The organism is Labilithrix luteola (genome assembly GCF_001263205.1).
GTDB classification, from domain to species: Bacteria; Myxococcota_A; Polyangia; order Polyangiales; family Polyangiaceae; genus Labilithrix; species Labilithrix luteola.
In genome coordinates, this window is the sequence record NZ_CP012333.1 from 3,894,092 (window position 1) to 3,918,402 (window position 24,311).

The following is a 24,311-nucleotide window of genomic DNA, read 5'->3' on the forward strand; positions in this document are numbered from 1 at the left end:
CGCGAACCCGAAGGTGGATGAAGAAGTGATCAAACCTCGCTCGTCGAGAGATCGCTCCGCCGACGCCCGGCCATTGCCTTGCAGTCGCGATCGCGATCGCGCACGTGATCACACGACGCGAAACCCCACGTACGACGACGACCCGTCGTGACGCGTTCGTTCTCGGGAACGAGAGCCCTGGTCGACTGTCTCCACCGGTCCTAACAACTCGCCATGGATGACCTTGTGATTTCTCTGCGGGGCCCTTGCGACTCCCCCGCGCGTCTCTATAGTGACCCGCCGGTCATTAAAGGGGACGGCGGGGAGGCCGACCGAACAGGGGGACCAGGGGAATCGATGTCGCGTATCGCGGATCCCAAAGCGAAGATCTCGCTTCTGCGAGCGGCGGAAGCCGTGTTCGCCGAACGAGGGCTGGCCAGCGCCAAGGTGGAAGAAATCACCAAGCGAGCGGGCCTCTCGAAGGGTGCGTTCTATCTTCACTTCGAGAGCAAAGAGGCGGCGCTCAAACACGTCGTCGAGTCGTTTCTCGCGCGTTGCGGGCAGTTCTTTCCTTCGCCGCCCGTGCATCCCGGATTGCCCGAAGAGCGCTTCGAGATGGTCGAGCGCTCCCGCGTCGAAGACGTCCAACTCTTCGAGTTTCTCTGGCAAAACCGCGCCATTCTCCGGATCTTGCCGACGTGCCAAGGGCCCTACGACTACCTGTTCCAGGCGTTCCATTCCGAGATCGTCAAGACCACGCGTGAGTGGCTCGACTACTTCCGCCGCGAGGGCATCTATCGCGACGATCTGGATTGTGACCTGGCCGTGACACTCGTTGTCGGCGCCTACAATCAGCTGGTCACGCGCCTGGTTGCGACGGACACGCGGCCGCCGATCGAGACGTGGGTCCGGTTCGCGCAGGACACTTTCTTTCGGGCCTTCGGTACGCCCGAACTGCTGCGCGCACTCGAGATGCGTAACCGGCCGGTCAATAACGATGGCGAACGGACGCACGTCCGCTCCGGTCAGCTTGCGGGCGAAGGAAAGCCGGCGCGGACTACCCGCGTCGTACGAGGAAGGGTCTAGCGATGGACGGTTACGGATTGCCTCCCAACGAGCCGGTGGTGGGCACGGTGGGGGCTTCGGGGAAGCGCAGCGCGCGCGTGGGGTTGATCATCGGACTCGCCGTCGCGGTCGGCTTCGGTGGTCTGCTCGCTGTGCGCGTGAAGCAAGCCGTCGCCAAGCGTGCCGTCGTCGCCGAGGAGAAGAAGGCGGCCGCCGCACGGCCTGTCCAGAAGGAACTGAGCAAGACCGTTCATCCGACCGCGGCCAAGTGGGTCCCGCGCGTCGACGTGACCGGTACGCTCAAGCCGTGGCGCGAGGCCGACGTGGGCTTCGAGACGAGCGGGCGGCTCGTGCGCGTCGGCGTCTCGATCGGCGACAAGGTCACGGACGGCCAGAACCTCGCCGTGCTCGATGTCTCGCGTGCCGCTGCCCAGGTTGGCCAGGCCGAGTCGCAGGTGCGCGGCTCCGAGGCGAACCTCGCCCTGGCCCTCGACAACTTGAAGCGCACCGAGGCGCTCGCCGCGACCAAGTCGGTCCCCGAAGCGCAGGTCGAACAAGCTCGCCAGCAGGTTGCTCTCGCGAAGGCGCAGCTCGATGGCGCGCACGCCTCGACGGCCCTCGCCAAGAGCGGCGCGGGCCTCCACTCGATCAGTTCGCCGTTCAAGGGCATCGTCACCAAGGCGCCCACTGGGATCGGCTCCGTCGTCAACGCCGGTGTGCCGCTCATCCACATCGAAGACACGTCGCACTTCCGACTGAGCGTGACCGTCGGCGAGGAAGACGTGCCGCTCATTGCGAACGGCTCGAAGGTTCACGTGACCTATCGCGAGCGCGTCGTCGAGGGAAAGGTCATCGCGATCGTTCCGTCGCTCGATCAATCCACGCGCCGTGCGCCCGTGGAGATCGAAGTGCCGAACGACGACGGCCAGCTCCTCGCGTGGGGCTTCGTGCGCGCGCGTATCGACGGTGGCGGCGAAACGGATGCGGTGCGCATTCCTTCTGCCGCGCGTCGTCCCGGCTCGCAAGACGAAGTCGTGAAGGTCGAGAACGGCCACGTGAAGATCGCGAAGGTCTCCTTCGCGGTCGACACCGACGGCACGCTCGTCGTCCAGCGTGGGCTCACCGCCGCCGATGAAGTCGTCCTCTCGCCGAACGTGGAGCTCCACGACGGCGACCCGATCGATCTCGGTCCCGCACCGGCCGCCGCAGCTCCGTCGGCCGCGGCAGCCAAGTAGTTCGTCGCCGAACCCAGAGGAGTCTTCCGTGAATCTCTCTGCGATCGCGATCAAGCGTCCGGTCTTCACCGTCATGGTGACGATCGCGCTCATGGTCCTCGGTGTCATGGGGCTCGCACGCCTCGGCACGGACCTCTTCCCCGACGTCACGTTCCCCGTCGTCGTCGTGAACGTGCCGTATCCCGGCGCGTCTCCGCGCGAGGTCGAGCAGCTCGTCACCAAACAGATCGAAGATGCCGTCGTCTCCATCAACGGCATCGACCGCCTGAAGAGCACCTCACGTGAGGGCCTTTCGTCGGTCATCATTCTCTTCAAGCTGAACGTCGACCAGAAAGACGCCGCGACGCAGGTTCGTGAGCGCGTCGCGCAGACGCGTTTCAAGCTGCCGAACGAGGTCAAGGAGCCCGCCGTCTCGCGCTTCGACGTCGGCTCGACCGGCGTTCTCACGTACACGCTGAGTGGCGCGGGCAAGTCGCTCCCCGAGATCGCGAAGTTCGCGCGTGACGTCATCAAGCCTGCGCTCGAGCAGGTCGACGGCGTCGCCTCGGTCGAAGTCAAAGGCGGCGCGGAGCGCGAGGTCCACGTCGAGCTCGATCGCGCCAAGATCGATGCCCTCCATCTCTCGCCGCTCTCGATCCTCGAGCAGCTGCGTTCGCAGAACCTGAACGTCCCCGCTGGTCACTACGATGAGGGCGTTCGCGAGATCAGCGTGCGCACGGTCGGTGAGCTCAAAGACGTCGACGACATCCGCAATCTCATCGTCGCCACCGCCGCCGACGGCTCGAGCGTTCGCCTCTCGGACATCGGCAGCATCGAGGACGGGTTCGAAGAGCTCCGCACGCGCATTCGCGTCAACGGCGAAGCCGCCGTCTCGTTCGACGTGCTCAAGCAGTCGGGCACGAACACCGTCGCCGTGAGCGATGCCGCGAAGGCCAAGCTCGCCGAGATCTCCTCTTCGTTCCCGCCCGGGATCAAGGCGGACATCATCATCGAGCAGGCGATGTTCATCCGCGAGAACGTGCACGAGGTCGAGATCGCGATCGTCTTCGGCGGCGCGATGGCGATCCTCGTCATCCTCGTCTTCATGCTCGACCTGCGCTCGATGATCATCAGCTCGTTCGCGTTGCCGACGAGCGTGGTCGCGACGTTCTTCGTCATGTGGCTGTTCGGCTTCTCGCTGAACATGATGACGCTGCTGGCGCTCTCGCTGGCCATCGGCCTCCTCATCGACGACGCCGTCGTCGTCCGCGAGAACATCGCCAAGCACCTCGAGCGAGGGCTCGACCCGAAGACCGCGGCACTCGAAGGCACGAAGGAGATCGCGCTCGCCGTTCTCGCGACCACGTTCACCGTCGTGGCCGTCTTCGTGCCGGTCGCCTTCATGACCGGCATCGTCGGCCAGTTCTTCCGGCAGTTCGGCCTCACGATCGTGGCGGCCGTTCTCGTCTCGCTCTTCGTCGCCTTCACGCTCGACCCGATGCTCTCGAGCCGCTTCTCGAAGCCGCATGTCCACGGCGCGGTCGACAAGTTCGCGTGGGCCAAGCGCCCCTTCGAGTTCGTCTTCAAGAGCATGGAAGACGGCTACCGGGTGATCCTCGGCTGGTCGGTCCGCCACAAGATCCTCGTGGGCATCCTCGCGTTCGTGTCGTTCGTGCTCATGTTCCCGATCGCGGGACTCACGGGCGTCGACTTCGTCAACCAGGAGGACCGCGGCCAGTTCGTCGTCGACGTCGAGCTGCCGGCCGGAACGAAGCTCGCGGAGACGTCTGCGCTCTCGCAGCCTGCCGAGCAGAAGCTCCTGCAAGACCCGCGTTTCGTCACCTTGCTCTCCACGCTCGGTCCGAGCGGCGAGGTCAACAAGGTGAAGTGGCGCGTCGTCACCGTGCCGAAGAGCGAGCGAACGGCGAAGCTCAACGAGCTCCGCGACATCGCGCGCAAGACGATCCAAAACCAGATCCCCGGCGCGCGCGTCGTCGTCACCGACCCGCCGTTCGTCGAGGGCGCCGCCACCGAGGCGCCGATCATGGTCCAGGTTCGCGCGGGCGACTACGACACGCTCGCGCCCCTCGCGAAGCAGTTCGAAGAGGCGCTCAAGAGCGTTCCCGGCATCATCGACGTGGACCAGAAGTACACGCCGGGCCAGCCGGAGCTCCGCGTGTCGGTCAACCGCGAGAAGGCCGCGCGCGCAGGCGTACCCGTGTCCGCCGTTGCGCTCTCGCTTCGCGCCGCGATCGAAGGCGACGAGGGCGGCAAGCTCCGTCAAGGCAAAGACGAGGTTCCGATCCGCGTGCGTCTCGGCAAGTCCGACCGCGCGTCGATGGAAGACGTGCTGCAGATGACGATGTGGACGCCGAAGGGCCCCATGGCCCTCGCCGACCTCGCGAGCGTCGAGCACGGCGAAGGTCCAAGCGCGATCGAGCGCGAAGATCGCGAACGTCAGATCGTGATCTGGGCCGCTCCCGATGGTCGCTCGCTTGGCGACCTCGTTCCCGAGATGCAGGCGGCCTTCGCGAAGATCAAGATGCCGCCTGGCTCAAGCTACCACCTCGACGGTCAGATCCGGCAGATGCAGGACACGAACAGCGCGATGGGCGTCGCCTTCTTGCTGGCTCTCGTCTTCATCTACATCGTGCTCGCGTCGCAGTTCGAGAGCTTCCTCCACCCCGTCACGATCATGCTGACCACGCTGCCTCTCGCAGCCGTCGGCGCGATCGTCGGCGTGTTCCTCTCGGGCACCACGCTCGCGATGGGGTCGTTCATCGGCATCATCTTCCTCCTTGGCCTCGTCACGAAGAACGCCATCCTCGTCGTCGACCGCGCGCTCTCGCGCATGCGTGACAACGGTGAGACCGCGCTCCAGGCGATCCTCGAAGCGGGTCCGGAGCGTCTCCGTCCGATCTTGATGACGAGCGCAGCGATGGTCCTCGGCATGCTCCCCACCGCGATTTCGAACGGTGAAGGCAGCGAGTTCCGTTCGCCGATGGCGATTGCCGTCATCGGCGGCGTCGTCAGCTCGACGGTGCTCTCGCTCGTCGTCGTCCCCGCCTTCTTCCTCACGGGTGAAGCGATGAAGGCGAAGTTCGCGAAGTGGTTCGGCCGGCCCGCGCCTCAGCCCGTGGTCGTCGCTGCGCCGCCCGCAGCGGCCGAGTAACGACCGAGCTCGGGCGCTTCAGAGGGTTGCGATTGCTCCTCGTGCCACCATGTTGGCGCGAGGAGTAGCTCGCTATGGCCACACGAAAGACGACGACGACGCGCAAGACTGCCACGCGAAGTGCACGAGGTACGAAGACCACGCCGCGTGCAAAGGTGAAAGTCGCGAGTGCGCGAGCTCGCGCGGCAGCCCCGACGACGATGCTCGCCGCGGCGATCGACAAGTTCGGTCCGCCCTCGGCCATTCGTACGCACGAGATTCCGATACCGGCGCTCGGCCCCACGGACGTGCTCATCGCGCTCCGCGCGGCGGACATCGGAAGTTGGGATGCGAAGATCCGTGATGGCTCGTGGGCCAACAAGCCCGCGCGCTTCCCGCTCGTGCTCGGAACCGACGGTGCAGGCGTGGTCGAGAAGGTTGGCACGGGCGTTCGTCGCTTCGACGTCGGCGACGAGGTCTGGGCGTTCTCGTATCAGAATCCGAAAGGCGGCTTTTACGGAGAGTACGTCGTCGTCGATTCGGACAACGTGGGTCGGGTTCCGAAGGGGCTCGGCATGCTCGAGGCCGGCACCAGCGGCGCGGCTGCGCTGACGGCGCAACAAGGCGTCGATGACATTCTTGCCCTGAAAAAAGGCGAGACCGTTCTCATCGTCGGCGCCTCGGGGGCGGTGGGAACACTGGCCATCCAGTTCGCCAAGCGTCACGGCGTGCGCGTCATTGCGACGGCTTCGGGGCGCGATGCGACGAAGCTCGTTCGTGAGCTCGGTGCCGACGAGGTCATCGATGCACGGCGCGCCGACGCGGTCGACAAGCTGCGCAAGCTCACCCCGAAAGGGCTCGATGCTGCGTTCGCGTTGGCCAGCGGTCCGTCCATCGAGCGCCTCCTCGGTCTCGTTCGGGCGGGCGGCCGCATCGCGTACCCGAACGGCGTCGAACCACCGCCGCGCAAGCGCGCCAAGGTAGAGGTCACCAGTTTCGACGGCACGGCAAGCCGCAAGGCTCTCGACAAACTCGATCGCGCCGTCACCGAAGCGAAGCTCCGCGTTCCGATCGAGAAGACCTACCCGCTCGCACGTGCAGCCGAAGCCCACGAGCGACTCGAAGAAGGTCACGTCCTCGGCCACCTCGCGCTTCGCATCCGAGGTCCCGGCCGCCGCGCGGCGTGACCAACACTCCGCGCCCGACGCCTGCACCCGTACGACGCGCAGTCGTCACATGGCTCATCGGTGCAAATCACGACAGTGATTGCCTCGAGCGACATCCGTTCGAGCTCCGGTTGTTGTCCGGGAAGGCGTCGACGTAGAGTCGCTCGCGCGTATGTGGATCGAGAAGAAGCAGTCCTGGATCGCGACGGTCATTCTCGGTGGTTTCGCACTGCCCAACATCTGGACGCGAACGCTCACGGTGACCGGCATCGCCATCGCCGTCACGCTGCTCTACATGCGCATCCCGGCGCTGCACTACTCGATCACGAGCACGCCGTTCGTGCTCATCGGTTTGCCGCTCGGTATCTTCATCGGCTTTCGAAACAACTCGGCCTACGACCGATTCTGGGAAGGTCGTAAAGCGTGGGGCGCGCTCGTGAACACGTCGCGCAGCATCACGCGTCAGGTCCTGACGCTCACGGAGGCTCAGCCGGATGCGACCGAGCGATCGGAGGAGGCGATTCGCGCGTTCGAGGTCCGCATGGTCCACCTGACCATCGCGTTCGTGCACACACTACGCAAGCAGCTGCGCGACTCCGATCCGTTCCCCGCGCTCCAGCGCATCCTGAAGGACGGCGAAGCTGACGAAGTCGAGCGCCTGCGCGGTGAAGAAAACGTGGCGCTGGCCATCTTGCAACGTCTCGGTGATCTGCTCGTCGAAGCCCGCCGCAAGCATTGGATTCATCCGTTCCACGTTCCGGTCATCGAGCAGTCGCTCGTGAACCTGACCGACATTCAGGGAGTCTGCGAGCGCATCAAAGGCACCCCGATTCCGTATTCGTACACGGTGCTCATCCACCGCATCGTCGCCGTGTACTGCAGTCTCTTGCCGTTCGGTCTCGCGGAGACGATTGGCTGGGCCACGCCCGCGGTCGTTCTCTGCGTGTCGTACGCACTCTTCGGCCTCGATTCCGTCGGCGACGAGATCGAGCAGCCCTTCGGTATCGACACGAACGACCTCCCGCTCAAGGCGATCTCGCGCAACATCGAGCGCAACCTTCGGAAGCGACTCGGCGAGGATCTCCCGCCGGTCGTTCAACCCGAACGCGGCATCCTCCGCTAGTTCCTGGCGCTGACAAACGACGAAGCGACGCGCCTCGTTCTCGTCGAGGCTGCGTCGCTTCGTGGGTCATGGGTCGGCTATTCGACCGTGAGTGACAGGTCGAGGCTGGCGTTCGTAACGCCCGAGGTCGCGGTCACCTTGAACGAATACGTCTGCGGGCCGCCCGCGTCGGTACCACCGTCCGGCGCGGAGCCGTCCCGCCCGGGCGCGGAGCCATCGTTGTCGCCGGCGGCGCCGTCAGGCAACGAGGTCGTGTCGTCATTCGTATTCGCGTCGTCCGAGCTCGATCCGCAGGCGGTCGTCGCCGTGAAGGAGACGAGCGCGAGGCACGCGAGCGGTACGCGCAGCTTTCGTCGTGCACCGAACAGCGCGAGCGCGGGGACCGCGAAGGCGAACGTCGGAAACGGCCACGTCGGGTGAGAATCTCCCGAGCCCCTCGTGTTTCCGAGACCGTGCCCGGGACCGAGGAGCAAGCCAGTCTTCGAAGCTACGGTCGGAACGACCGTGACGTTGACGGTGCCCGTTGGGCTCTCACCAGGGAGTGTCTCCGGGTCGAACTGACAGGTGAAGCCCGCGGGCAATCCCGAGCATGCGAACGCGACCGGACTCACGAGGATGCCCCTCATGGTCGCGACGACGGGGTAGGTCGCACTCTCGCCGACCGCCACCGTGTTCGATGGCGTGTCGGTGGAGAGGGCGATCGTCGCGGCAGTGATCGAGGCGATCTCGTCGAATCGGTTGTTGCCGAACGAGAAGATCTCCGCGTTGCCGGCCGTCGTGGTCGTGTCCGTCGTGTTGGACATCCCGACCACCTTCGACATGCGGACGACCGCGTTGCCGGCCGTCGACGAGGCCGCGATGCCGACGTCGTTGCTGGCGATCGTCACCCCTTCGAGGTTCACGTCGGCGAGGGCTCCGGCCATCTCGGTCGCCGCCGTGATGCCCGTGCCGTTCTGCGAAGCCGTGCTCTCGTAGACAGAGAGGCGTGCGCCGCCGGCTGCGAAGATGCCGAAACCGTTGCCGTCGAACTGCGAACGAGCGATCGAGCCGAGGAGGCCGCCATTCGAGCTCTCTGCACGAAGGCCCGCGCCCACGTTGCCGATGGCCGTCGAGTCGAGGACCACGAGCGAGCCTGCCGTCGTCAGCTGGACATCGATCGCGTTGGTGAAGTTCGACACGTGGCAACCGTCGATCGTGAGTGAGCGTCCGCTCTCGTAGCGGATGCCGCTGCCCATGCCGCTGCCTACGAGCGAGATCGACCTGAGCACGACGTTGTCGGTCGGGCCGGCCGCGACGCGGATGCCCGTTGCGGTGACCGGGGCGACGTCGCCACCCACCGCGGCGCCATCGATGATCACCGACTTGTCGATGACGAGGTCGCCGTAGTCGCCGGGCTCGCGCACGCTGATGACGCCGGGGTGAGCCGTCTTGAGGTAAGCGCCTTGGAAGGTCAGGCAAGGCGCCGTACGGCTGCACGGGTTGGCGTCGTCACCGTCACCCGAGACCCACGTGCGCGTGGCTTGTGCATGGGCGATCGTCGCGGTTCCGAGCGAGACGAGCGCCGCGAAAAGTCCCGTTGCGAGCGGTCCTGTCTTCATTGCTGTGGCAACGTCGTGGAAGGCGCGTTGTTGGTTACGTTGCCGGCGTTGACGCGGTTGTTACCGAACGAGCTCACCTTCGCGCCGGCGAGTGCCAACGTGTTGTGACCGATCAGCACCTCCGAAAGGCGCACCGTGGAGTCACCCTGCACGCCGGTGCCGTTGCCCGCGATGAGGCCGTGGTCCATGTTCACCTCGGCGCTGCCCTCGCAGAAGATGCCCTTGGAGGCGTTGTTTCCGAACACGCTGTCGTGGATCGTCACGCGCGCCGTGCCAGCTGCGTGGAGGCCCACCACGTTGTCGTAGAAGTGGCTGTTCGTGATGGTGACGTTGGCGGTGCCTGCCCCGCCGACGTTGACGCCATTGACGAGATTGCCGGCCGCGAAGACGTTCTTCATGAAGAGCGATGCCGTTCCGGTGGCCGGCTGGAAGTCAATGGCGCCCTGCGTCTGCCCAGTGATCTGGCAGTCCTCGAGGACGAGCGACTTGCCGCTGACGAACTTCACTCCGACCAGGCCGGCGCCAACGCCTTGAATGGCGAGTCCACGCAGAATCACCGTGTCCGTCGCCCCGGCATTCACGGTGACTCCATTGCTGCCGCTGTTGAGGATGGAGCTGTTCGTGCCTCGAACGTCGATGGTGATGGACTTGGTGATCGTGACGGCTCCGTAGCCGCCAGGGTCGAGGACGCTGATGACGCCACCGGCGGCCGTCCTGGAGATGGCGCCCGCAAACGTCTTGCACGGTGCCGTGCGACTACACGGGTTCGCGTCGTCGCCGACGCCCGAAACCCACGTGCGCGAGGCCTGGGCCGCGGCCGACTTGGAAAGGAAGAGGAAGACGAGTGCTACGAGCACTCCGAACAAGTTGACGAGACGCATCCGACGCATCGAGGTACTTCTCCGTGAAAGAGCGAGATCCGGCGTTTTTCGACAAGACGCCGATCTTTGAAGATACACCGCGCCCGGCCGCAGCCGCGAGCCCGACGCGCCGCTCGGCTCGTCGAATCGAACGTGCGTCAGATCCGATGGCCAGGTGTCGGCCAGCCGCTCGGTTGACGAGGGAACGAAGCTGGCAACGGCCGCGGTTGAGCCAAGCGCGAAGAGCGCACGGGTCACCGTTTTGGCGCAATTCTGGCGTTCGGCAGGCGTTGAGTCGCTTCAGACGAAGATGTCGCCCGGGAGGACCGAGTCGCGGACCTGGTAGCTCTCGCGTGTGATGGGAAGCTTCGCGCCGTCGACGCCGTCGTAGGCGAGCTCGAGGCGGGATTCGCCCTTCCACGAAACGATCTTGCCCGTGTACTTCTGCGCATCGACGCCGAAGCCTTGCATCACGAGCTCGCCGTCGAAGAGCGTCGCGCGTGCCAGGTAGAGGATGGTGTCGCGCGTGGCCGGGCGATTGATGGTCATGCTCGCGGTGAGGTGAGCCACGCCGCGCTCGTCCATCTCGTGCATGAGTGCCTGGGCCGTGTCGCGCATGCCCTGGATGGAGACGATCGCGCCGGCGACCGCCGCGGTGATGTCGACGCCGTCGTCCGTGCGAACGCCCTTTTCAGCGAGAAATCGGAAGTTCTCATCCCCGAGATTGCTGCGTAGGCGGCGGTGCACGTCGTTGCTGTCGTCGTAGTGAGCAAGCGCGCCGACGATGGCGCCGCACGCTGCGCGCGGTTCACGCCACGTAGATTCGCTCGTGCGTCCGTAGAGCAGGCCCTTGTCCGTCTCGAGTCGACCGCAATGTGTTTTCAGATCGAACGCGCACATGACGAAGCTCTGCGCGTTGCCTTCGTACACGCGCTTGCGCAGGGGGTCGTCGAGCACGTGGGCCCAAGTGACGTGCGCGAGCGTCGCGCCATTGTCGGTGCCACCGCCGGTGGGGTGGAAGGCTTCGGGCTTGAGCGACCCGACCTCCGAGATGGTCGCGAAGCGCGAGGCCACGACCTGTTGGTAGTGCCCGATCTCGTCTTGATGGATGCGGTCTCCGCAATTCGTGTACGCGAGCGTCGTCACCACGCTCGGCAGCGAGAAGTCGGCACTGCACGATTCGCGATCGCTCGATGCGGGCCGGCGCGAGAAATGGAGCTCGTCGCGGAGAATCTGCAGGCCCGCGACGAGCTGCATGCGGTCGCTCACGATCTCGTCGAGGAACACGGGCGTGCTGCCTCGTTCGAGACCGAAATGACCTTCGAGCTCCCACAGCTTCGAGACGCGAACACGTGCCGCCGACGAGTCGAACATTCGGCGATTGTGCACGAAGCTCTGCTCGAATTCTCGTCGCTCCTTGCAACGATCGTGCGCGCGGAGCGGTTCGACCGCCGATCGAGCCAGCGTCGGGCGCGCGCGGGCGAAAGTCCGTTCACGGTCTCGACACCGACGAGCGAATCGCGGGAAAAACGCCCTTCTTCGGGCACGTTACCGCCTTCAGCGCGAACCTCGGGCATGCCGGCAAACTGTGGCGTCGACCGCACAAAAAGGATAATCCCGAAAGTCCGGTGTCTTTGGTTCGCCCTTCTACCCACCTCACTCATCCGCCCACGGCAGCGGTCGACCTCTCGGCGCTGACCGACCTCGTCCACCGGACGTTCGGCGCGGAGTTATCCGCCACGCCCATGCCCGGTGGCGCGTCGACAAGACGCTACTTCCGGCTCGACCTGCCCAACGGCCATCGCGCCGTGGCGATGTTCGTGCCCGAGGGCGGCCGTCCCGAAGAGGTGCAGAAGGTCCACGACGGCACGCGTTGGCCGTTCCTCGAGGTGCGCGATCTCCTCGCCGATCGAGGCATCGACGTGCCGGGCATCCTCGCGGAGGACACGCCGCGCGGCTGGCTCGTCATCGAAGACCTCGGCGACGACACGCTTGCCAACTGGCTCTCGAAGAACCCCGGCGACAAGCCCCAGCTCTATTCGAAAGCCGTGCGCGATCTCGCGCGTGCGCAGCAGGTGCTTTCGGAGCTGCCGAAAGGCTCGGTCGTCGGCAGCCGCACGTTCGATTTCGATCTGCTGCGTTGGGAGATCGAGCACTTCCGCGAGTGGGGGCTCGATGCGCGTGAAAAGCCTCTCGCGCCCGGAGACGTCGAGCGCTGGAACGCGATTGCCGACCGCCTCGCGCGGCGTGTCGCCGACCTCCCGCACTGCTTCGTCCATCGCGACTACCAATCGCGGAACTTGATGGTCGCGAGCGCGGGCGACGAGCTGCGTCTCGTGTGGATCGACTTCCAGGACGCGCTGCTCGGCCCGCGCGTCTACGACCTCGTGGCGCTGCTCAACGACAGCTACCAGGAGTTCGATCGTCCCTTCGTCGAAGCGCGCCTCGCGGACTACGCGTCGGCGGCCGGGCTCGACGCCGCGAGCCTCGAGCGCATCGTGCACGAGTTCGATCTCGTCACGGTGCAGCGAAAGCTGAAAGACGCGGGGCGCTTCGTCTTCATCGATCGACAGAAGAACAATCCGTCGTTCCTCAAGTTCGTGACGCCCACCATCCACAAGGTCAACGGCGCGCTCGAGCGCCTCGCCCCGAGTGACCCCGACATGGCCGAGCTGCGCACCATCCTGCGCCGCGCCTTGGGAGACGAGCTCACCTCGACATGAATCGATCGCGCACTCGCTCCGAGCCCCCGCCGCCGCGCACCGTCGACGTCCACCCGCACGGCCTCTACCTGCGGGACAAGGGCGAGGTGGTTCCCTTGTGGGCCGGCGCCATGCACTACTGGCGTCATTCGCCCGACCATTGGTCGTCGTGCCTCGACGCGATGAAGGCGATGGGCCTTCGCCTGGTCGACGTGTACGTGCCCTGGGGCGTCCACGAGATCACGCAGGGCAAGTTCGACTTCGGCCAGCAGTACGCGCGCCTCGACGTTGCACGTTTCATCGAGCTCGCGGGCAAGAAGGGGCTCTACGTCATCGCGCGGCCTGGTCCGCACATCAACGCGGAGCTCACGTTCTTCGGTTTGCCCGAGCGCGTGGTCTGGGATCGCGATTGCCAGGCGCGCACGCCTCGCGACAACCCGGTGATCCTGCCCATCGTTCCTCAGGCATTTCCCGTCCCGAGCTACGCCAGCGACGCCTTCCACGACGAGACGGCGCTCTGGTTCGATGCGTGCGGCAAGGTTCTCGCGCCGCTTCTCTATCCGCACGGTCCGATCGTGCTGATGCAGATCGACAACGAGGGCGCGCTCTACTTCCGCGACGGGCCGTACGACCAGGATTACCACCCTGACGCGGTCCGCCTGTTCCGCACGTTCCTTCGCGACAAGTATTCGAGCGTGAAGGCGCTGCGTGATGCGTGGGGCGAGCCCGCCGTGACGTTCGCCACCGTGGCTCCGCCGAATCGCTTCGATGCCAAGGTCGCGGGCGAGCTCGTTCGCCATCTCGACTGGATGGAGTTCCACGAGCACCTCCTCGCGCACGCGATGGGCCGCTTCGGGCAATCGCTCGAGAACGCAGGCCTCGGCACGGTGCCCACGCTCCACAACTTCCCGCTCGGCGAAGCGGCCACGCCGCTCAACCCGGCGCGTTTCGGCGAGCACGTCGACCTCGTCGGCCTCGATTACTACCACCCCGCCAATCCGCAGCATCACATGACGATCCTGCGGCGCACCGGTGAGCTCGCGGCGCGTTCCGCGGGCCTCGGCGTTCCCCCCTACGGGGCCGAGGTCGGCGCAGGATTCCCGCCATTTTTCCCGCCCCTCGACGAGAAAGACTCGCTCTACGCGCTCATGTGCGCGCTCGCGTACGGGCTCCGCGGGTTCAATCTCTACATGGCAGTCGATCGCGATCGCTGGGTCGGCGCGCCCATCGACGAGAAGGGCATGCCGCGTCGTCTTGCAGACGACTACCACGCGCTCATTCGCGTGCTCGACGAGGTCTCGTTCGCAACGCTCCGGCGGAACGTGCCGGTTCGCCTCGTCGTCCCGCGCGCGCTCCGTCGCCTTTCGCGCGCCACGCACGCCTTCGGCCCCGTCACTCCGGCCGTCTTCAACATCGCCGGTGCCGGGCCGCTCGAGAGCTGTCTCGAAGACGACTTCGGGCTCGGCGAGGTCGCGCCCATCGTCGGCGAGTCGTTCGTTCGTGCCTTCGAGCGCGCCTTGCTCGCGCGCGGTGTCCCTTTCGCCTACGCCGGCGGCGAGAGCCTCGAAGCCAGCGTCAAGGACGCCAAGTGGGTCGTGTGTACGACCGCGGGCGGCATCAAGCGCGACGTGCTTACCCAGCTGCGCGCCGCTCACGGGCGTGGCATCGCGGTGACGATCGGTCCCCGCGTGCCGAGCCGTGACGGTTCGATGCGCGAGCTGGACACGCCGCACGATGCGAGCGGCCTCGAGGTCGAGGCGCTGGAAGATCCGGCACGGGCCGACGCCGTCGTCGCCCATTGGGTCGACCAGCTCGATCTTCCGGCGTACCCGGTGGACGTCCCCGACGTGCACGTCACGGTCCACGAAGACGAGGCAGGCACGCCGCGTGTGGCATTCGTCATGAATCCGACTTCGTCGAACGTCATTGCGACCGTCGGATTGGGCAAGACCACACGCGCCCTGGTCGATTTGCTTCCGCGGACTCACGCGGCACGTGCAGGCGGGCGAATCGACCGCATCGAGCCGAATTCGGGCGCTTTCGTCGTCGAAGTGCCGGCCCGCACGGTTCGCGTGTTTGCACTCGAGTGAGACGCCAACGATAGGCGGAGCTCTGGTAGATTCCAGACTCCGCCATGGCCGTCTCCTTCGCGCGCCAGCTCGAGGCCGTTCAACCTTTGCAGAGCGGCACGACGTTGTGCGACCGCTGGCGCATCGGTTTGCGCATCGGAGGCGGCGCAGCGACGACGATTTACAGCGCGACGAATTCGCTGAACGGACGTGTGGCGCTCGAGGTCCTGGACGCGCCGATCTCGCAGCGTGTCGATCTTCGCCAGCGCTTCGTCGAGGCGGGGCTCATTGCCAACACGGTGAAGCACCCGGCGATTGCGCGCGTCATCGAAGACGGCGCGACTCCCGAAGGTGTGCCCTTCGTGGTGCTCGACCTCCGCGAGGGTGAAAGCCTCGAGCCGTATCGCCTTCGCGCGGGAGGCAGGCTGCCCGTCGAAGAGGTCGTCGACCTCTTCATGCAACTTCTCGCAGGCCTCGAGGCCGCGCATGCGAAGGGCATCTTCCACGGAGCGATCGCCGCGCCCAGCCTCTTCGTCGAGGGAGACGGCCGCCTTCGCATTCTCGACTACGGGTTTGCCGCCAGCCTCGTCGAGACGAAGCCGAGCGAGCGAAACGACCTCCACGGCGCCGCGGAGACTGCGTACCTGCTCGTCACCGGCCAAGTGTTCGTGAGAGGAACGTCGCGTCCGCTCGAGGCCGTCGCGCCCCAGGTTCCAGCGGAGGTGGCCGCGATCATCGATGCGGCCTTGATGGATCTTGGCAACGATCCGCGCATCCAAGCCTCGATGATGCGCAAGGCTCTCGACCTCGTGCGCCCGCGGCAGGGCCTGCGTCGCAGCCAGCGGCCCCTCGCGCCCGACGATCAAACGCTCGAAGTGAACGTGGTCGACACGCTCATGGCGAACACGCTGATCCTCGAAGAGGATGTCACGGTCGACGCACGTGGTCCGGAGGCGACGCGGCCGCAGCCTGCGCTCGACGCGAAACGGCTCAACGAGGTGGTGCTCGCCGACGAGTCCTCGCCGGCTTCGCCCACGCCGCCTCCCTCGTCGGTGAAGCGTGCCGTGGCGCTTGCGACGACGACTCCATCGTCGCCTCCGCCGGCAGCGCCGCGACCGCCGCGCATTTCGTACGGTCCGACCATCTCGTCGGCCGACATGATTCACACCGGCGCGTTCGATGCGCAGGGAAGGCGCAAGTCGCGGGCGGGCACGTTCGTCGTGCTCATGATCCTCGTCGCCATCGCCGGCGTCGTCGGTCTCACGCTCGCCTCGCGCTGATCGCGCTCACTCGAAAAGCGAAACGGCGCGCCCTCGAAGAGCGCGCCGTCGGGAGAATCACGAAACGAGAGCCCGTCGACCTACTTGCAGACCGTGTTCGTGTTGCAGGAGTGGAACGTGCGCCCGCCCGTGCAGGTGACCTCTTTACAGGTGCCGGCATCCGGACACTCGGAGTCGAGCTTGCAGAGCTGCAGCGCGAACTGGCCACACTTGGTATCGCAGGAGGCTCCGGCGCCACCGCCTCCACCGAGGCCCATGCAGCAGCTTTCGCCGCTCTTGCAGTCTGCCTTCTCGTCACACTCCATTTTCAAGGAGCCGCCGCCACAGTTGTTCGCGCAGCCGGCGTCGTTGAAACCGACGCAGCAGGCTTGAGGCAGCGTGCACTCGTTCGCGCCGCACGTGACCTTGCCCGGGTTCGACGCTCCGCCTCCGCCGCTGTCTCCACCGCTGTCGGTTCCCGCGTCGGCACCACTGTCTTCGTTGCCGGGATTGCCGCTCGTCCCCGACGTTCCGCTCGTTCCCGACGTTCCACTCGTACCGCTCGATCCGGGGTCGGACGTGGAGCTCGTATCGTTGCTCGCGTCCGCCGAGCCGAGCACTTCATCGTCGCTCGCTCCGCCGCAGCCTCCGAGCGAGCTAGCGACGCCCCAACCAACCAACGTCACTCCTGCCGCAAACCAAGCAAGACGTTTCATGGTGTCCTCCTGAATCTCAGCCTTAGCTGATTCTGGGTTGCGAAAGCAGTGGACCCAAGCTCGACCATGGTGAAATGCAACACGTTGGACTACGTGCAGCCGCGTACGCCTGACAGGGTCCCCCAGCCCTCGCGCCCGGACGCGGAACGCTACGAAGGGCCGCTCAGAACGCGTAACGGAGCGAGGCGCAGGCGTCGAAGGCGAGGGGAGTCCCTGAGCCTCCCGTCTTCGCAAAGCCCGTGGCGTCGCGCAGACCCGCCGTAACGCCCAGCGCGAAGTGCCGATCGAGCTGGTACCACTCGAGGCCGACGCGCCCGCCCGCATAGAGCCCGAGGTCTTCGGCGTTCTTGAACCCGAGCACGGCCAGCGCGTTCTTCGCGACGTCGGCCTTCATGACGCCCACACTGCCCTGCAAGTAGGCGCCGAAGCGATCGGTGAAGCGAGCCGTGAAGCGAGCTCCTCCACCGAAGCCGAAGATCGGGAATGCGCGTGTTCGTGGCGCTTCGCCGGTCTCGGTGAATCCGAGATCTCCCTCGCCGAAGATCATCAGCCACTTGAAGACTTCGTAGCCGAGCTGCGTTCGCAGATAGGGCCCGGCGGGAACGGCCTTGCCGAAGTCGCCGAAGAACAGAAGCACGCCCACCGAGGAATCGAGCACGAGGCTCTTCTTGTACGGCAGTGGCGGCGGCGCTTCGGGCGGAGGGCCTGGGACGTCGGCGCTCGCGGCTTTCTCGTCCTTTTGCAGGTCGATGCTCTCGGGACTGATCTCGGCCGACACGCCGTCGTGCGTCGCAGCAGGCTCTGCGGCTCGAGCGCTCCGGGGGGCCGTGGCCATCGCGAAGCCAGCCGCGAGAACCCCGATCTGCGCAGTTCGGGCGGTTCGGATCCAAGTGCCTGCGGCGAGTTGCGTGAGCTTCCGCGACACGGTCGTCCTCATGCGCGCTTCCGACGATACCACGTCGGCGCGTCCCGCCAGCGATGACTACACTTCGGGAAAAGGCGCCATTTCCCGGAGCATTCTGCCGTGACCATCGCTTTCTCGAATTTCTCCGGCCTCGACCTCGCCGCGCTTCCGTCGCTTGCGAAGGGGGAGGCTCGCACGGTACGCGCCCGTCAGGTGCTCGCGACCGACCTGTCACTCGTCGGCTACGGCCACTTCGTCGACGACTTCGCGCTCGCCGAGACCACCATCGTCCCGTGGCCCCTGAAAGGATCGCGGCCACTCGTACCGGGCACGGGCATCGAGGGCGGGGTGGTCGAAGACGTCTTCGTCATGGAGCGTCGCGGTCAGACGCTGCACGCGGTCAATCATGCCGTGGGCCGTTCGTATCTGACCGGCTGGTTCGAAGACCCTCCGCGCGCTTCGGAGGCGTACGCCGCGCGCGACGTGTCGCGCCTCTACACGCACGAAGCGAACTACCATCCCGACGGCGGACAGATCTTCTTCCCTCGCACGCTCACGCCCTTCGTCGCGCTCCTCGCGAAGCCGGGCGACGACGTCACGCCGGAAGACTTCGTGGCCTTCCTCTTCGACGGAACACGTGGCGTGCACATCGATCCCGGCGTGTGGCATCAGCCGGTCTTTCCCCTCGCAGACCGCGCGATCTTCGACAATCGCCAAGGCCGCGTCCACGCGTGTGTGTCGGTCGACTTCGTGCGCGAGTTCGGCGCCTACGTCGAAGTGCCGCTCGGTGGCATTCGCGAGTAGGCGGCTACTTCTTCTTGATGCCCGTGAACGACATCGACCAGTTCTCGGGATCGGCGCTTCCCGGGCCCTTGCCGGTGAGAACGAGCTTGAGGTCGCTCTTGCCGTCGTAGGTCACCGTGCCGTCGACGTTCTCGATGAGCGTCGGTTTGCCGGCGATGTCGAGCGTGCACTTCTGCCCGTGGATGGCGACGCCTTTGCTCGTGCCTTCCGCGGCGAGTGCGCACTGCTGGAAGTGCACGGTGAACGAGCTGCCCGAGCCTTCGACCACGACGTCGACGGTGCCGCTCTGCGGGAGGTTCGAGCCTTTGCCGTCGACCGTCGTGCGGTACATGCCGACGTACGTGCCCGAGTACGTTCCGGCGGGAATGCTCTTGTGACAGGCCACGAGTGAGAGAGTGACGAGTGCCCCCAGAACCGCCCGCTTCATGCGGCAGAGGCTACTGCACTCAGCGGAAGTCCTGCACCGCCCAGAACGTGCCCTTCGACGTCTCGGCGATGCCGCACGCGACCTTCTTGTACTTCGAGCTGCGCATCGCCTCGTAGTGGCCGCCGCCAGGGCCCTCGTTCCACATCGCCCGAAGGCACTTCGGGAGCGCCGTCTTCGGATCGCCCGACCAGTCCGGGCATTCGTTCTGTCCGAACTCGCCGCAGTTCGGAAAGGCGCCGTGAGCTTTGCCGCTCTCCGAGTCGCTCTTCGCTTCGCCGTTCGCGCAGACTTCGGCGTCGGACCATCGCTCGTAAGGCGGAAGGTCGAGCGTCGCGCGGTAGGCGTTGATGGTGTTCACGCACAGCTCGGCGAGCGAGTCCCCGTCGGCCGTGACCGTGGCTCCTTCGGTGACGGACGACGAGTTGTCGTTCCCCGCCGAACCGTCGGTCGAATTCGAGTCGTCACCTCCGCAGGCGACGAGCAGCAGCGCGACACTCAGAGCGGAAAGGATCGAGCGCACGAGAACAAGCTACGCGAGGCGAACGGCTGACGTCGCGGCCTTCACGCAACTTTATCGAATAATGACGAACGCCTACAGGGGTCGCCAACACGCGTCGATGAGCGATGCGTGCCAGCGGCCCCTGCGAAGTGGGCGCGTTTTCGGAGTGCGCCGGTCAGCTCACTTGAGGAGCCAGCCGAACAGCATGTGCTTCGTCGTCTGACGCGAGACCACCGAGATCGAGTCGACCAGCGGGATCTCCTTCGGGCAGACCTCGACGCAGTTCTGCGCCTTGCCGCAATCCTGCACGCCACCTTCGCCCATGACCGCCTCGAGGCGCTCCGCCGCGTGCATCTTGCCGCTCGGGTGAAGGTTGAAGAGGCGAACCTGGCTGAGTGCCGAGGGACCGATGAACTTCGAGTGGCTGTTCACCTGCGGGCAGGCTTCGAGGCAGCAGCCGCATGTCATGCAGCGCGAAAGCGGGTAGGCCTCTTCCTGGTTTTCCTGCGACTGACGCGGGCCCGGGCCGAGCTCGTGCGAGCCGTCGAGGTTGATCCACGCCTTGACCTTCTTGAGGTCATCGAACATGCGCGTGCGGTCGACGGCGAGGTCGCGCACGAGCGGGAACTTCGTCATCGGCGCGAGGGTGATCGGCTCGCCGTTCGGGCTGATCTGGTCGATCATCGCCGAGCAGGACTGACGCACCTTGCCGTTGACGAGCATCGTGCAGGCGCCGCAGACCTCTTCGAGGCAGGAGCTCTCCCAAACGACCGGCGCCACCGTCTTGCCGTCGGCCGTAACCGGGTTCCGCTGAATCTCCATCAGCGCGCTGATGACGTTCATCTGCGGGTGCCACGCGACGTCGAAATCTTCCCAGCGCTTGTTTGCGTCCGAAGGACCGTCCTGGCGAAGAATCTTCAGGCGAATGGTGCGCTTTTCGGCCATGGCGACCTAGCTACTAGGGGCAAACGACAGGAAATGACAAGAGGTCTCACGCGATTCGACGAGGCCTGTTCGGACACGGCCGACCTTTCGCGCCGTCACTCCGTCTTGTCGGCGTATTCGCATGCGTTCGAGCTCGAGGGGGAGCGGTCTTGCGATTTCCTGAGGATCCGGTGAGCCGCCCGCTGGGGAGCCGGCGATCCAGCCGCCGACACACGATTGCCATCCGCAATGGCTGAAAAACAGCGCTGACGAGAAATCTCTACGGTTGGTCCGCTGTGTGCAGATGTCGGACGCGTGAACCTCAAGCGTCTTTGCAGTGCGGGTCTTCTCGTTGGCGCGGCTCTCGTCGGCATGGTGGGCTGCGCAAGCCCGCAGGGTGACGACGTCGGCGATCAGTCGGCAGCCGTCGACAGCGCGCCGATGATGAACTTCGTCAAAGTTCGCGACGGCCTCTATCGGGGCGGGCACCCCGATGCCGCGGGGCTCGACTACCTGAAGAAGCTCGGCGTGAAGACGATCATCGATCTCGAGATCGGTGACCTCATCGAGGCACGTCCGCGCGACATCGACACCGAGCTCGCCGAAGCCCAGGCGCGTGGCATTCGCGTGGTTCGCGAGCCCATGGCGGCTTACACGCCGGCGGTCAGCGACGCGTTCGACGCGAAGATCGAAGAGGCGCTGAGCATCCTGAAGGATCCCGCGCAGGGCCCTGTCTACGTCCACTGCCTGCACGGACAGGACCGCACCGGCCTCGTGATCGGACTCGAGCGCGTGTTCGTCGAGGGGTGGGATCCGGGCGACGCCTACGCCGAGATGCTCTCGCGTGGCTTCCACACGTACTACCTCGGCCTGAACCACTACTTCGAAACGAAGACCGGCTTCGAAGACTGAGCTGCGCTCGCCGCTTCGTCGACGACAAAAGCAAAAAGCACCGGCGGCCACGAAGGCGCCGGTGCTTTGCGTTTCAGAACGGAGAGCCGCTCAGGTCGCGGCGGTCTTTTCGTCCGTCTTCTCGCTGCCCTTGGCGTTGGCGCTGGCGGCGCCTGCCGTCTCGTACTTGCGGGCGCGCGGCTTCACGAGGCTGATGTCGACCGCGTCGGTGACGTGGACGGTCTTGCCGAGGAGCGGGTAGTCGAGCTCGCGGATGTAGTTCACGTGGCTCTTGTTGCTGTTCTCGGCGTACATCGCCATCGTGGTGCGGAGCCAGTTGTCGTCGTCGCGCTGCTTGAAGTCAGGCTTGTAGTGCGCGCCACGCGACTCGTCGCGGTTGCGAGCGCCCTGCGCGATGACGCGCGCGAGGATGAGCATGTTCTTGAGGTGACGCACGAACTGGGCGCCCTGGTTGGCGCGGGGGCCGCTGTCGGTGACGCCGACCTTGTGCCAGCGCTCCTCGCACTCGTCGATCTTCGCGATGACCTTCTCGAGGACCGCGTTGTTGCGCTCGATGGTGCAGTCTCGGAGCATCGTCTGCGCGAGGTCGTCGTGGATGCGGTACGGGTTCTCCGGACCGTCCATCTTGAGGATGGCGTCGTACTTCGACTGCTGGACCTTCACGGCCTTCTCGAACGTGCTCGACTTCACGTCGAACGAGCTGCGATCGAGGTTCTTCACGTACGAGGCGATCGCGGGGCCCGCGACCATGCCGCCGTAGATGCAGGAGAGGAGCGAGTTCGCGCCGAGACGGTTCGCGCCGTGGTACGCGTACTCGCACTCGCCGGCCGCGTAGAGGCCTTCGATGTTCGTCGCCTGGTTGCGCGGCGAACCGACGAGGAGCTTGCCGTCCGCGCTCTTCTCGAAGTCGACCCAGAGGCCGCCCATCGAGTAGTGCACGGCCGGGAAGATGCGCATCGGGTTCTCGTACGGATCCTCGTTCGCGAACTTCTCGTAGATCTCGAGAACGCCCGCGAGCTTCTTGCGAAGGACTTCCTTCGGAAGGTGCGTGACGTCGAGGTAGACCTCGAGCTCGTTCTTGCCGCTCTTGTTGTTGTAGACGCCCTTGCCCTCGTGGAAGCACTTGAGGAAGAGCTCGCGGCTCGCGATGTCACGCGGAACGAGGTTGCCGTAGCCCGGGTACTTGTTCTCGAGGAAGTACTCGCGCTGGCTCTCGGGAACGTCGCGACCGCGGCGCTTCTCCTTCGTGTCCTTCGGAACCCACACGCGGCCGCCTTCGCCACGGACCGACTCCGAGATGAGGCGAAGCTTGTCGGCGCCGGGGATGGCCGTCGGGTGAACCTGGATGAACTCGCCGTTCGCGTAGCAAGCACCCTGCTGGTAGACCTCGCTGGCCGCCGTGCCGGTGTTGATGACGCTGTTCGTCGACTTGCCGAAGATGATGCCCGGGCCGCCCGTCGCGAGGCACACGGCCTCGCCGATGAACGACTCGATGCCCATCGTCTTCGTGTCCTGCGCGGTGATGCCGACCGCGCGGCCGTTCTCGTCCTGGATGATGCCGAGGAAGTCCCAGAACTCCCACTTGCGGACCATCTTCTCGCCGCGGACGACGACGCCCTTCTCGTTCTCGACGTCGACCGTCTCGTAACGGCGAACCTGCTCGTCGAGTGCGTAGAGGAGCTGCTGGCCCGTGGTCGCGCCGGCGAACGCGGTGCGGTGGAAGAGCGTGCCGCCGAAGCGGCGGAAGTCGAGGAGGCCTTCCGGCGTGCGGTTGAAGGGCACGCCCATGCGGTCGAGCATGTAGACGATGCCGGGCGCCGCGTGCGCCATGCCGTTGACCGGAGGCTGGTTGGCGAGGAAGTCACCGCCGTAGACGGTCTCTTCCATGTGCACCTGAGGCGAGTCGCCTTCGCCCTTGGTGTTCACGCTCGCGTTGATGCCGCCCTGCGCGCAGACCGAGTGCGAGCGCTTGACGGGAACGAGCGAGAAGAGGTCGACGGGAATGCCGGCCTCACAGAGCTTGATGACCGTGGTGAGCCCGGCGAGGCCTCCCCCGACGACGATGACGCGTCGAACCTTACCGGAGTCGGTGACGATGCTGCTCTTCTGTGCCATGTGTTTGCCTCAGACGATGGGGGCGCGAACGTCGGTTGGGAATCGCGAATGCGAAACCGACCGACATACGTAGGAAGAGATCAGGGGGAAGGGGGCTTCACCTCGGGTCCGCAGGGCCGGCTTTTGCCCGCTTCCGCGTCGAAGAGCAAGCGGCTTCCAGTCGCTAGCTCGACCACTGTGACCGCGGAGAGCAGAAATAAAGCTCCGCCGAGGGCTCCGAAGGCCAAGCCCACGCGTTTTTGGGCCTTACGGGACGAGGTGATGCCCCAAGACATGCAGAAACCCACGAGGCCGTTGGCCAGGTGGAAGAGGCTCGCGGCGATCCCGAGCAGGTAGCCCAGCGCTATCCACGGCACGCCGGCCCAGGTCCAGGACATGTGGGCCGTCAGCGTCGGGTAGAAGGACGAGGTGCTCATTCCGAAGAGCCACTTCTGGATCCGGAACTCCCAGAGGTGAGCCGCGACGAACGCGAAGATCACGATGCCCGACACGCGTTGCAGGACGTAGAGCCAGTTGCGCGTGAAGGGATAGCTGCCAGGGTTGGGCTTGCCCTGGAGCGCCAGTCGGACGCCGTAGATGGCGTGGAAGGCGAGCGGGAGGAAGATGCCGCCGATCTCGATGGCCGGCAGGAAGGGCATGTCCTGGATCTTGGCGACCGCGTGATCGAAGGAGGCCTGCCCACCGAGGATGGCCGAGTTCGTCCAGAGATGCTCCACGAGGAACAGGCCGACGGGGATCACTCCGGAAAGCGAGTGGAGCTTTCGGAGGATGAAAGCTCGCCGATCTCGGGAAGCTTCGGACATTGGCGGCGCAGTATATGCGGG

The 24,311-nt window shown here is 65.7% G+C and carries 20 protein-coding genes; 10 read left to right on the top strand and 10 right to left on the bottom strand.

Annotation, left to right across the window (positions count from 1 at the left end):
• Positions 1-336: 336 nt before the first annotated feature.
• From AKJ09_RS17420 to AKJ09_RS17440, 5 genes are all read left to right on the top strand, one after another.
• A complete protein-coding gene (locus tag AKJ09_RS17420) occupies positions 337-1,065 on the top strand; it encodes a TetR/AcrR family transcriptional regulator (protein WP_169927612.1) in 729 nt (242 codons plus the stop codon).
• Between the two features lie 2 nt (positions 1,066-1,067).
• Positions 1,068-2,279: an efflux RND transporter periplasmic adaptor subunit gene (locus AKJ09_RS17425; RefSeq protein WP_146648330.1), complete on the top strand. Its 1,212-nt coding sequence runs from the start codon at positions 1,068-1,070 to the stop codon at positions 2,277-2,279.
• A 28-nt stretch (positions 2,280-2,307) separates the two neighbouring features.
• A complete protein-coding gene (locus AKJ09_RS17430; protein ID WP_169927613.1) occupies positions 2,308-5,430 on the top strand; it encodes an efflux RND transporter permease subunit in 3,123 nt (1,040 codons plus the stop codon).
• Positions 5,431-5,504: 74 nt separating this feature from the next.
• On the top strand, positions 5,505-6,596 hold the full coding sequence (locus AKJ09_RS17435; RefSeq protein WP_146648332.1) for an NADP-dependent oxidoreductase: 1,092 nt from the start codon (positions 5,505-5,507) through the stop codon (positions 6,594-6,596).
• 151 nt (positions 6,597-6,747) lie between these two features.
• Positions 6,748-7,698 carry a bestrophin family protein gene (locus AKJ09_RS17440; protein ID WP_146648333.1) on the top strand — a complete coding sequence of 317 codons (951 nt, stop codon included), beginning with the start codon at positions 6,748-6,750 and terminating at the stop codon, positions 7,696-7,698.
• 77 nt (positions 7,699-7,775) lie between these two features.
• On the opposite strand, the gene AKJ09_RS17445 is transcribed toward AKJ09_RS17440, so the two are convergent.
• The 3 genes from AKJ09_RS17445 to AKJ09_RS17455 all read right to left on the bottom strand — a co-directional run bounded on the left by AKJ09_RS17445 (position 7,776) and on the right by AKJ09_RS17455 (position 11,545).
• The gene (locus AKJ09_RS17445; RefSeq protein ID WP_146648334.1) at positions 7,776-9,296 is read right to left on the bottom strand and encodes a right-handed parallel beta-helix repeat-containing protein; all 1,521 of its coding nucleotides are present in this window, start codon (positions 9,294-9,296) and stop codon (positions 7,776-7,778) included.
• Positions 9,293-10,186: a right-handed parallel beta-helix repeat-containing protein gene (locus AKJ09_RS17450; protein ID WP_146648335.1), complete on the bottom strand. Its 894-nt coding sequence runs from the start codon at positions 10,184-10,186 to the stop codon at positions 9,293-9,295. Before AKJ09_RS17450 ends, AKJ09_RS17445 begins: the two co-directional genes overlap by 4 nt.
• Before the next feature lie 270 nt (positions 10,187-10,456).
• On the bottom strand, positions 10,457-11,545 hold the full coding sequence (locus AKJ09_RS17455; RefSeq protein WP_205633730.1) for a hypothetical protein: 1,089 nt from the start codon (positions 11,543-11,545) through the stop codon (positions 10,457-10,459).
• A 245-nt stretch (positions 11,546-11,790) separates the two neighbouring features.
• On the opposite strand from AKJ09_RS17455, the gene AKJ09_RS17460 reads away from it, so the two are divergent.
• Genes AKJ09_RS17460 through AKJ09_RS17470 form a run of 3 tightly spaced genes read left to right on the top strand, consistent with a single transcriptional unit; the run spans position 11,791 to position 16,207 of the window.
• A complete protein-coding gene (locus AKJ09_RS17460; protein ID WP_146648336.1) occupies positions 11,791-12,879 on the top strand; it encodes an aminoglycoside phosphotransferase family protein in 1,089 nt (362 codons plus the stop codon).
• Positions 12,876-14,948 carry a beta-galactosidase gene (locus tag AKJ09_RS17465; protein ID WP_146648337.1) on the top strand — a complete coding sequence of 691 codons (2,073 nt, stop codon included), beginning with the start codon at positions 12,876-12,878 and terminating at the stop codon, positions 14,946-14,948. The genes AKJ09_RS17460 and AKJ09_RS17465 overlap by 4 nt, the downstream gene beginning before the upstream one ends.
• A 44-nt stretch (positions 14,949-14,992) precedes the next feature.
• Complete coding sequence (locus tag AKJ09_RS17470; protein ID WP_146648338.1) at positions 14,993-16,207, top strand: protein kinase domain-containing protein; 1,215 nt, start codon at positions 14,993-14,995, stop codon at positions 16,205-16,207.
• Between the two features lie 80 nt (positions 16,208-16,287).
• On the opposite strand, the gene AKJ09_RS17475 is transcribed toward AKJ09_RS17470, so the two are convergent.
• Both AKJ09_RS17475 and AKJ09_RS17480 read right to left on the bottom strand, forming a co-directional pair.
• The gene (locus AKJ09_RS17475; protein ID WP_146648339.1) at positions 16,288-16,902 is read right to left on the bottom strand and encodes a hypothetical protein; all 615 of its coding nucleotides are present in this window, start codon (positions 16,900-16,902) and stop codon (positions 16,288-16,290) included.
• A 163-nt stretch (positions 16,903-17,065) separates the two neighbouring features.
• On the bottom strand, positions 17,066-17,839 hold the full coding sequence (locus AKJ09_RS17480; protein ID WP_146648340.1) for a hypothetical protein: 774 nt from the start codon (positions 17,837-17,839) through the stop codon (positions 17,066-17,068).
• An 87-nt stretch (positions 17,840-17,926) separates the two neighbouring features.
• Between AKJ09_RS17480 and AKJ09_RS17485 the strand changes: the two genes are divergently transcribed.
• Positions 17,927-18,610 carry an ureidoglycolate lyase gene (locus AKJ09_RS17485; RefSeq protein ID WP_146648341.1) on the top strand — a complete coding sequence of 228 codons (684 nt, stop codon included), beginning with the start codon at positions 17,927-17,929 and terminating at the stop codon, positions 18,608-18,610.
• Positions 18,611-18,614: 4 nt separating this feature from the next.
• On the opposite strand, the gene AKJ09_RS17490 is transcribed toward AKJ09_RS17485, so the two are convergent.
• The 3 genes from AKJ09_RS17490 to sdhB form a co-directional block, all read right to left on the bottom strand.
• Positions 18,615-19,037, bottom strand: a complete 423-nt coding sequence (locus tag AKJ09_RS17490) for a hypothetical protein (RefSeq protein ID WP_146648342.1) — start codon at positions 19,035-19,037, stop codon at positions 18,615-18,617.
• A 19-nt stretch (positions 19,038-19,056) separates the two neighbouring features.
• Entirely contained in the window at positions 19,057-19,557 is a 501-nt protein-coding gene (locus AKJ09_RS17495) for a CAP domain-containing protein (protein WP_146648343.1), read from the bottom strand.
• 159 nt (positions 19,558-19,716) lie between these two features.
• Entirely contained in the window at positions 19,717-20,481 is a 765-nt protein-coding gene (gene sdhB / locus AKJ09_RS17500; protein WP_146648344.1) for a succinate dehydrogenase iron-sulfur subunit, read from the bottom strand.
• Positions 20,482-20,775: 294 nt separating this feature from the next.
• On the opposite strand from sdhB, the gene AKJ09_RS17505 reads away from it, so the two are divergent.
• On the top strand, positions 20,776-21,372 hold the full coding sequence (locus AKJ09_RS17505; RefSeq protein WP_146648345.1) for a fused DSP-PTPase phosphatase/NAD kinase-like protein: 597 nt from the start codon (positions 20,776-20,778) through the stop codon (positions 21,370-21,372).
• A gap of 90 nt (positions 21,373-21,462) precedes the next feature.
• On the opposite strand, the gene sdhA is transcribed toward AKJ09_RS17505, so the two are convergent.
• Positions 21,463-23,487 carry a succinate dehydrogenase flavoprotein subunit gene (gene sdhA, locus AKJ09_RS17510; protein WP_146648346.1) on the bottom strand — a complete coding sequence of 675 codons (2,025 nt, stop codon included), beginning with the start codon at positions 23,485-23,487 and terminating at the stop codon, positions 21,463-21,465.
• A gap of 80 nt (positions 23,488-23,567) precedes the next feature.
• Complete coding sequence (locus AKJ09_RS17515; RefSeq protein ID WP_146648347.1) at positions 23,568-24,290, bottom strand: succinate dehydrogenase/fumarate reductase transmembrane subunit; 723 nt, start codon at positions 24,288-24,290, stop codon at positions 23,568-23,570.
• Positions 24,291-24,311: the final 21 nt, after the last annotated feature.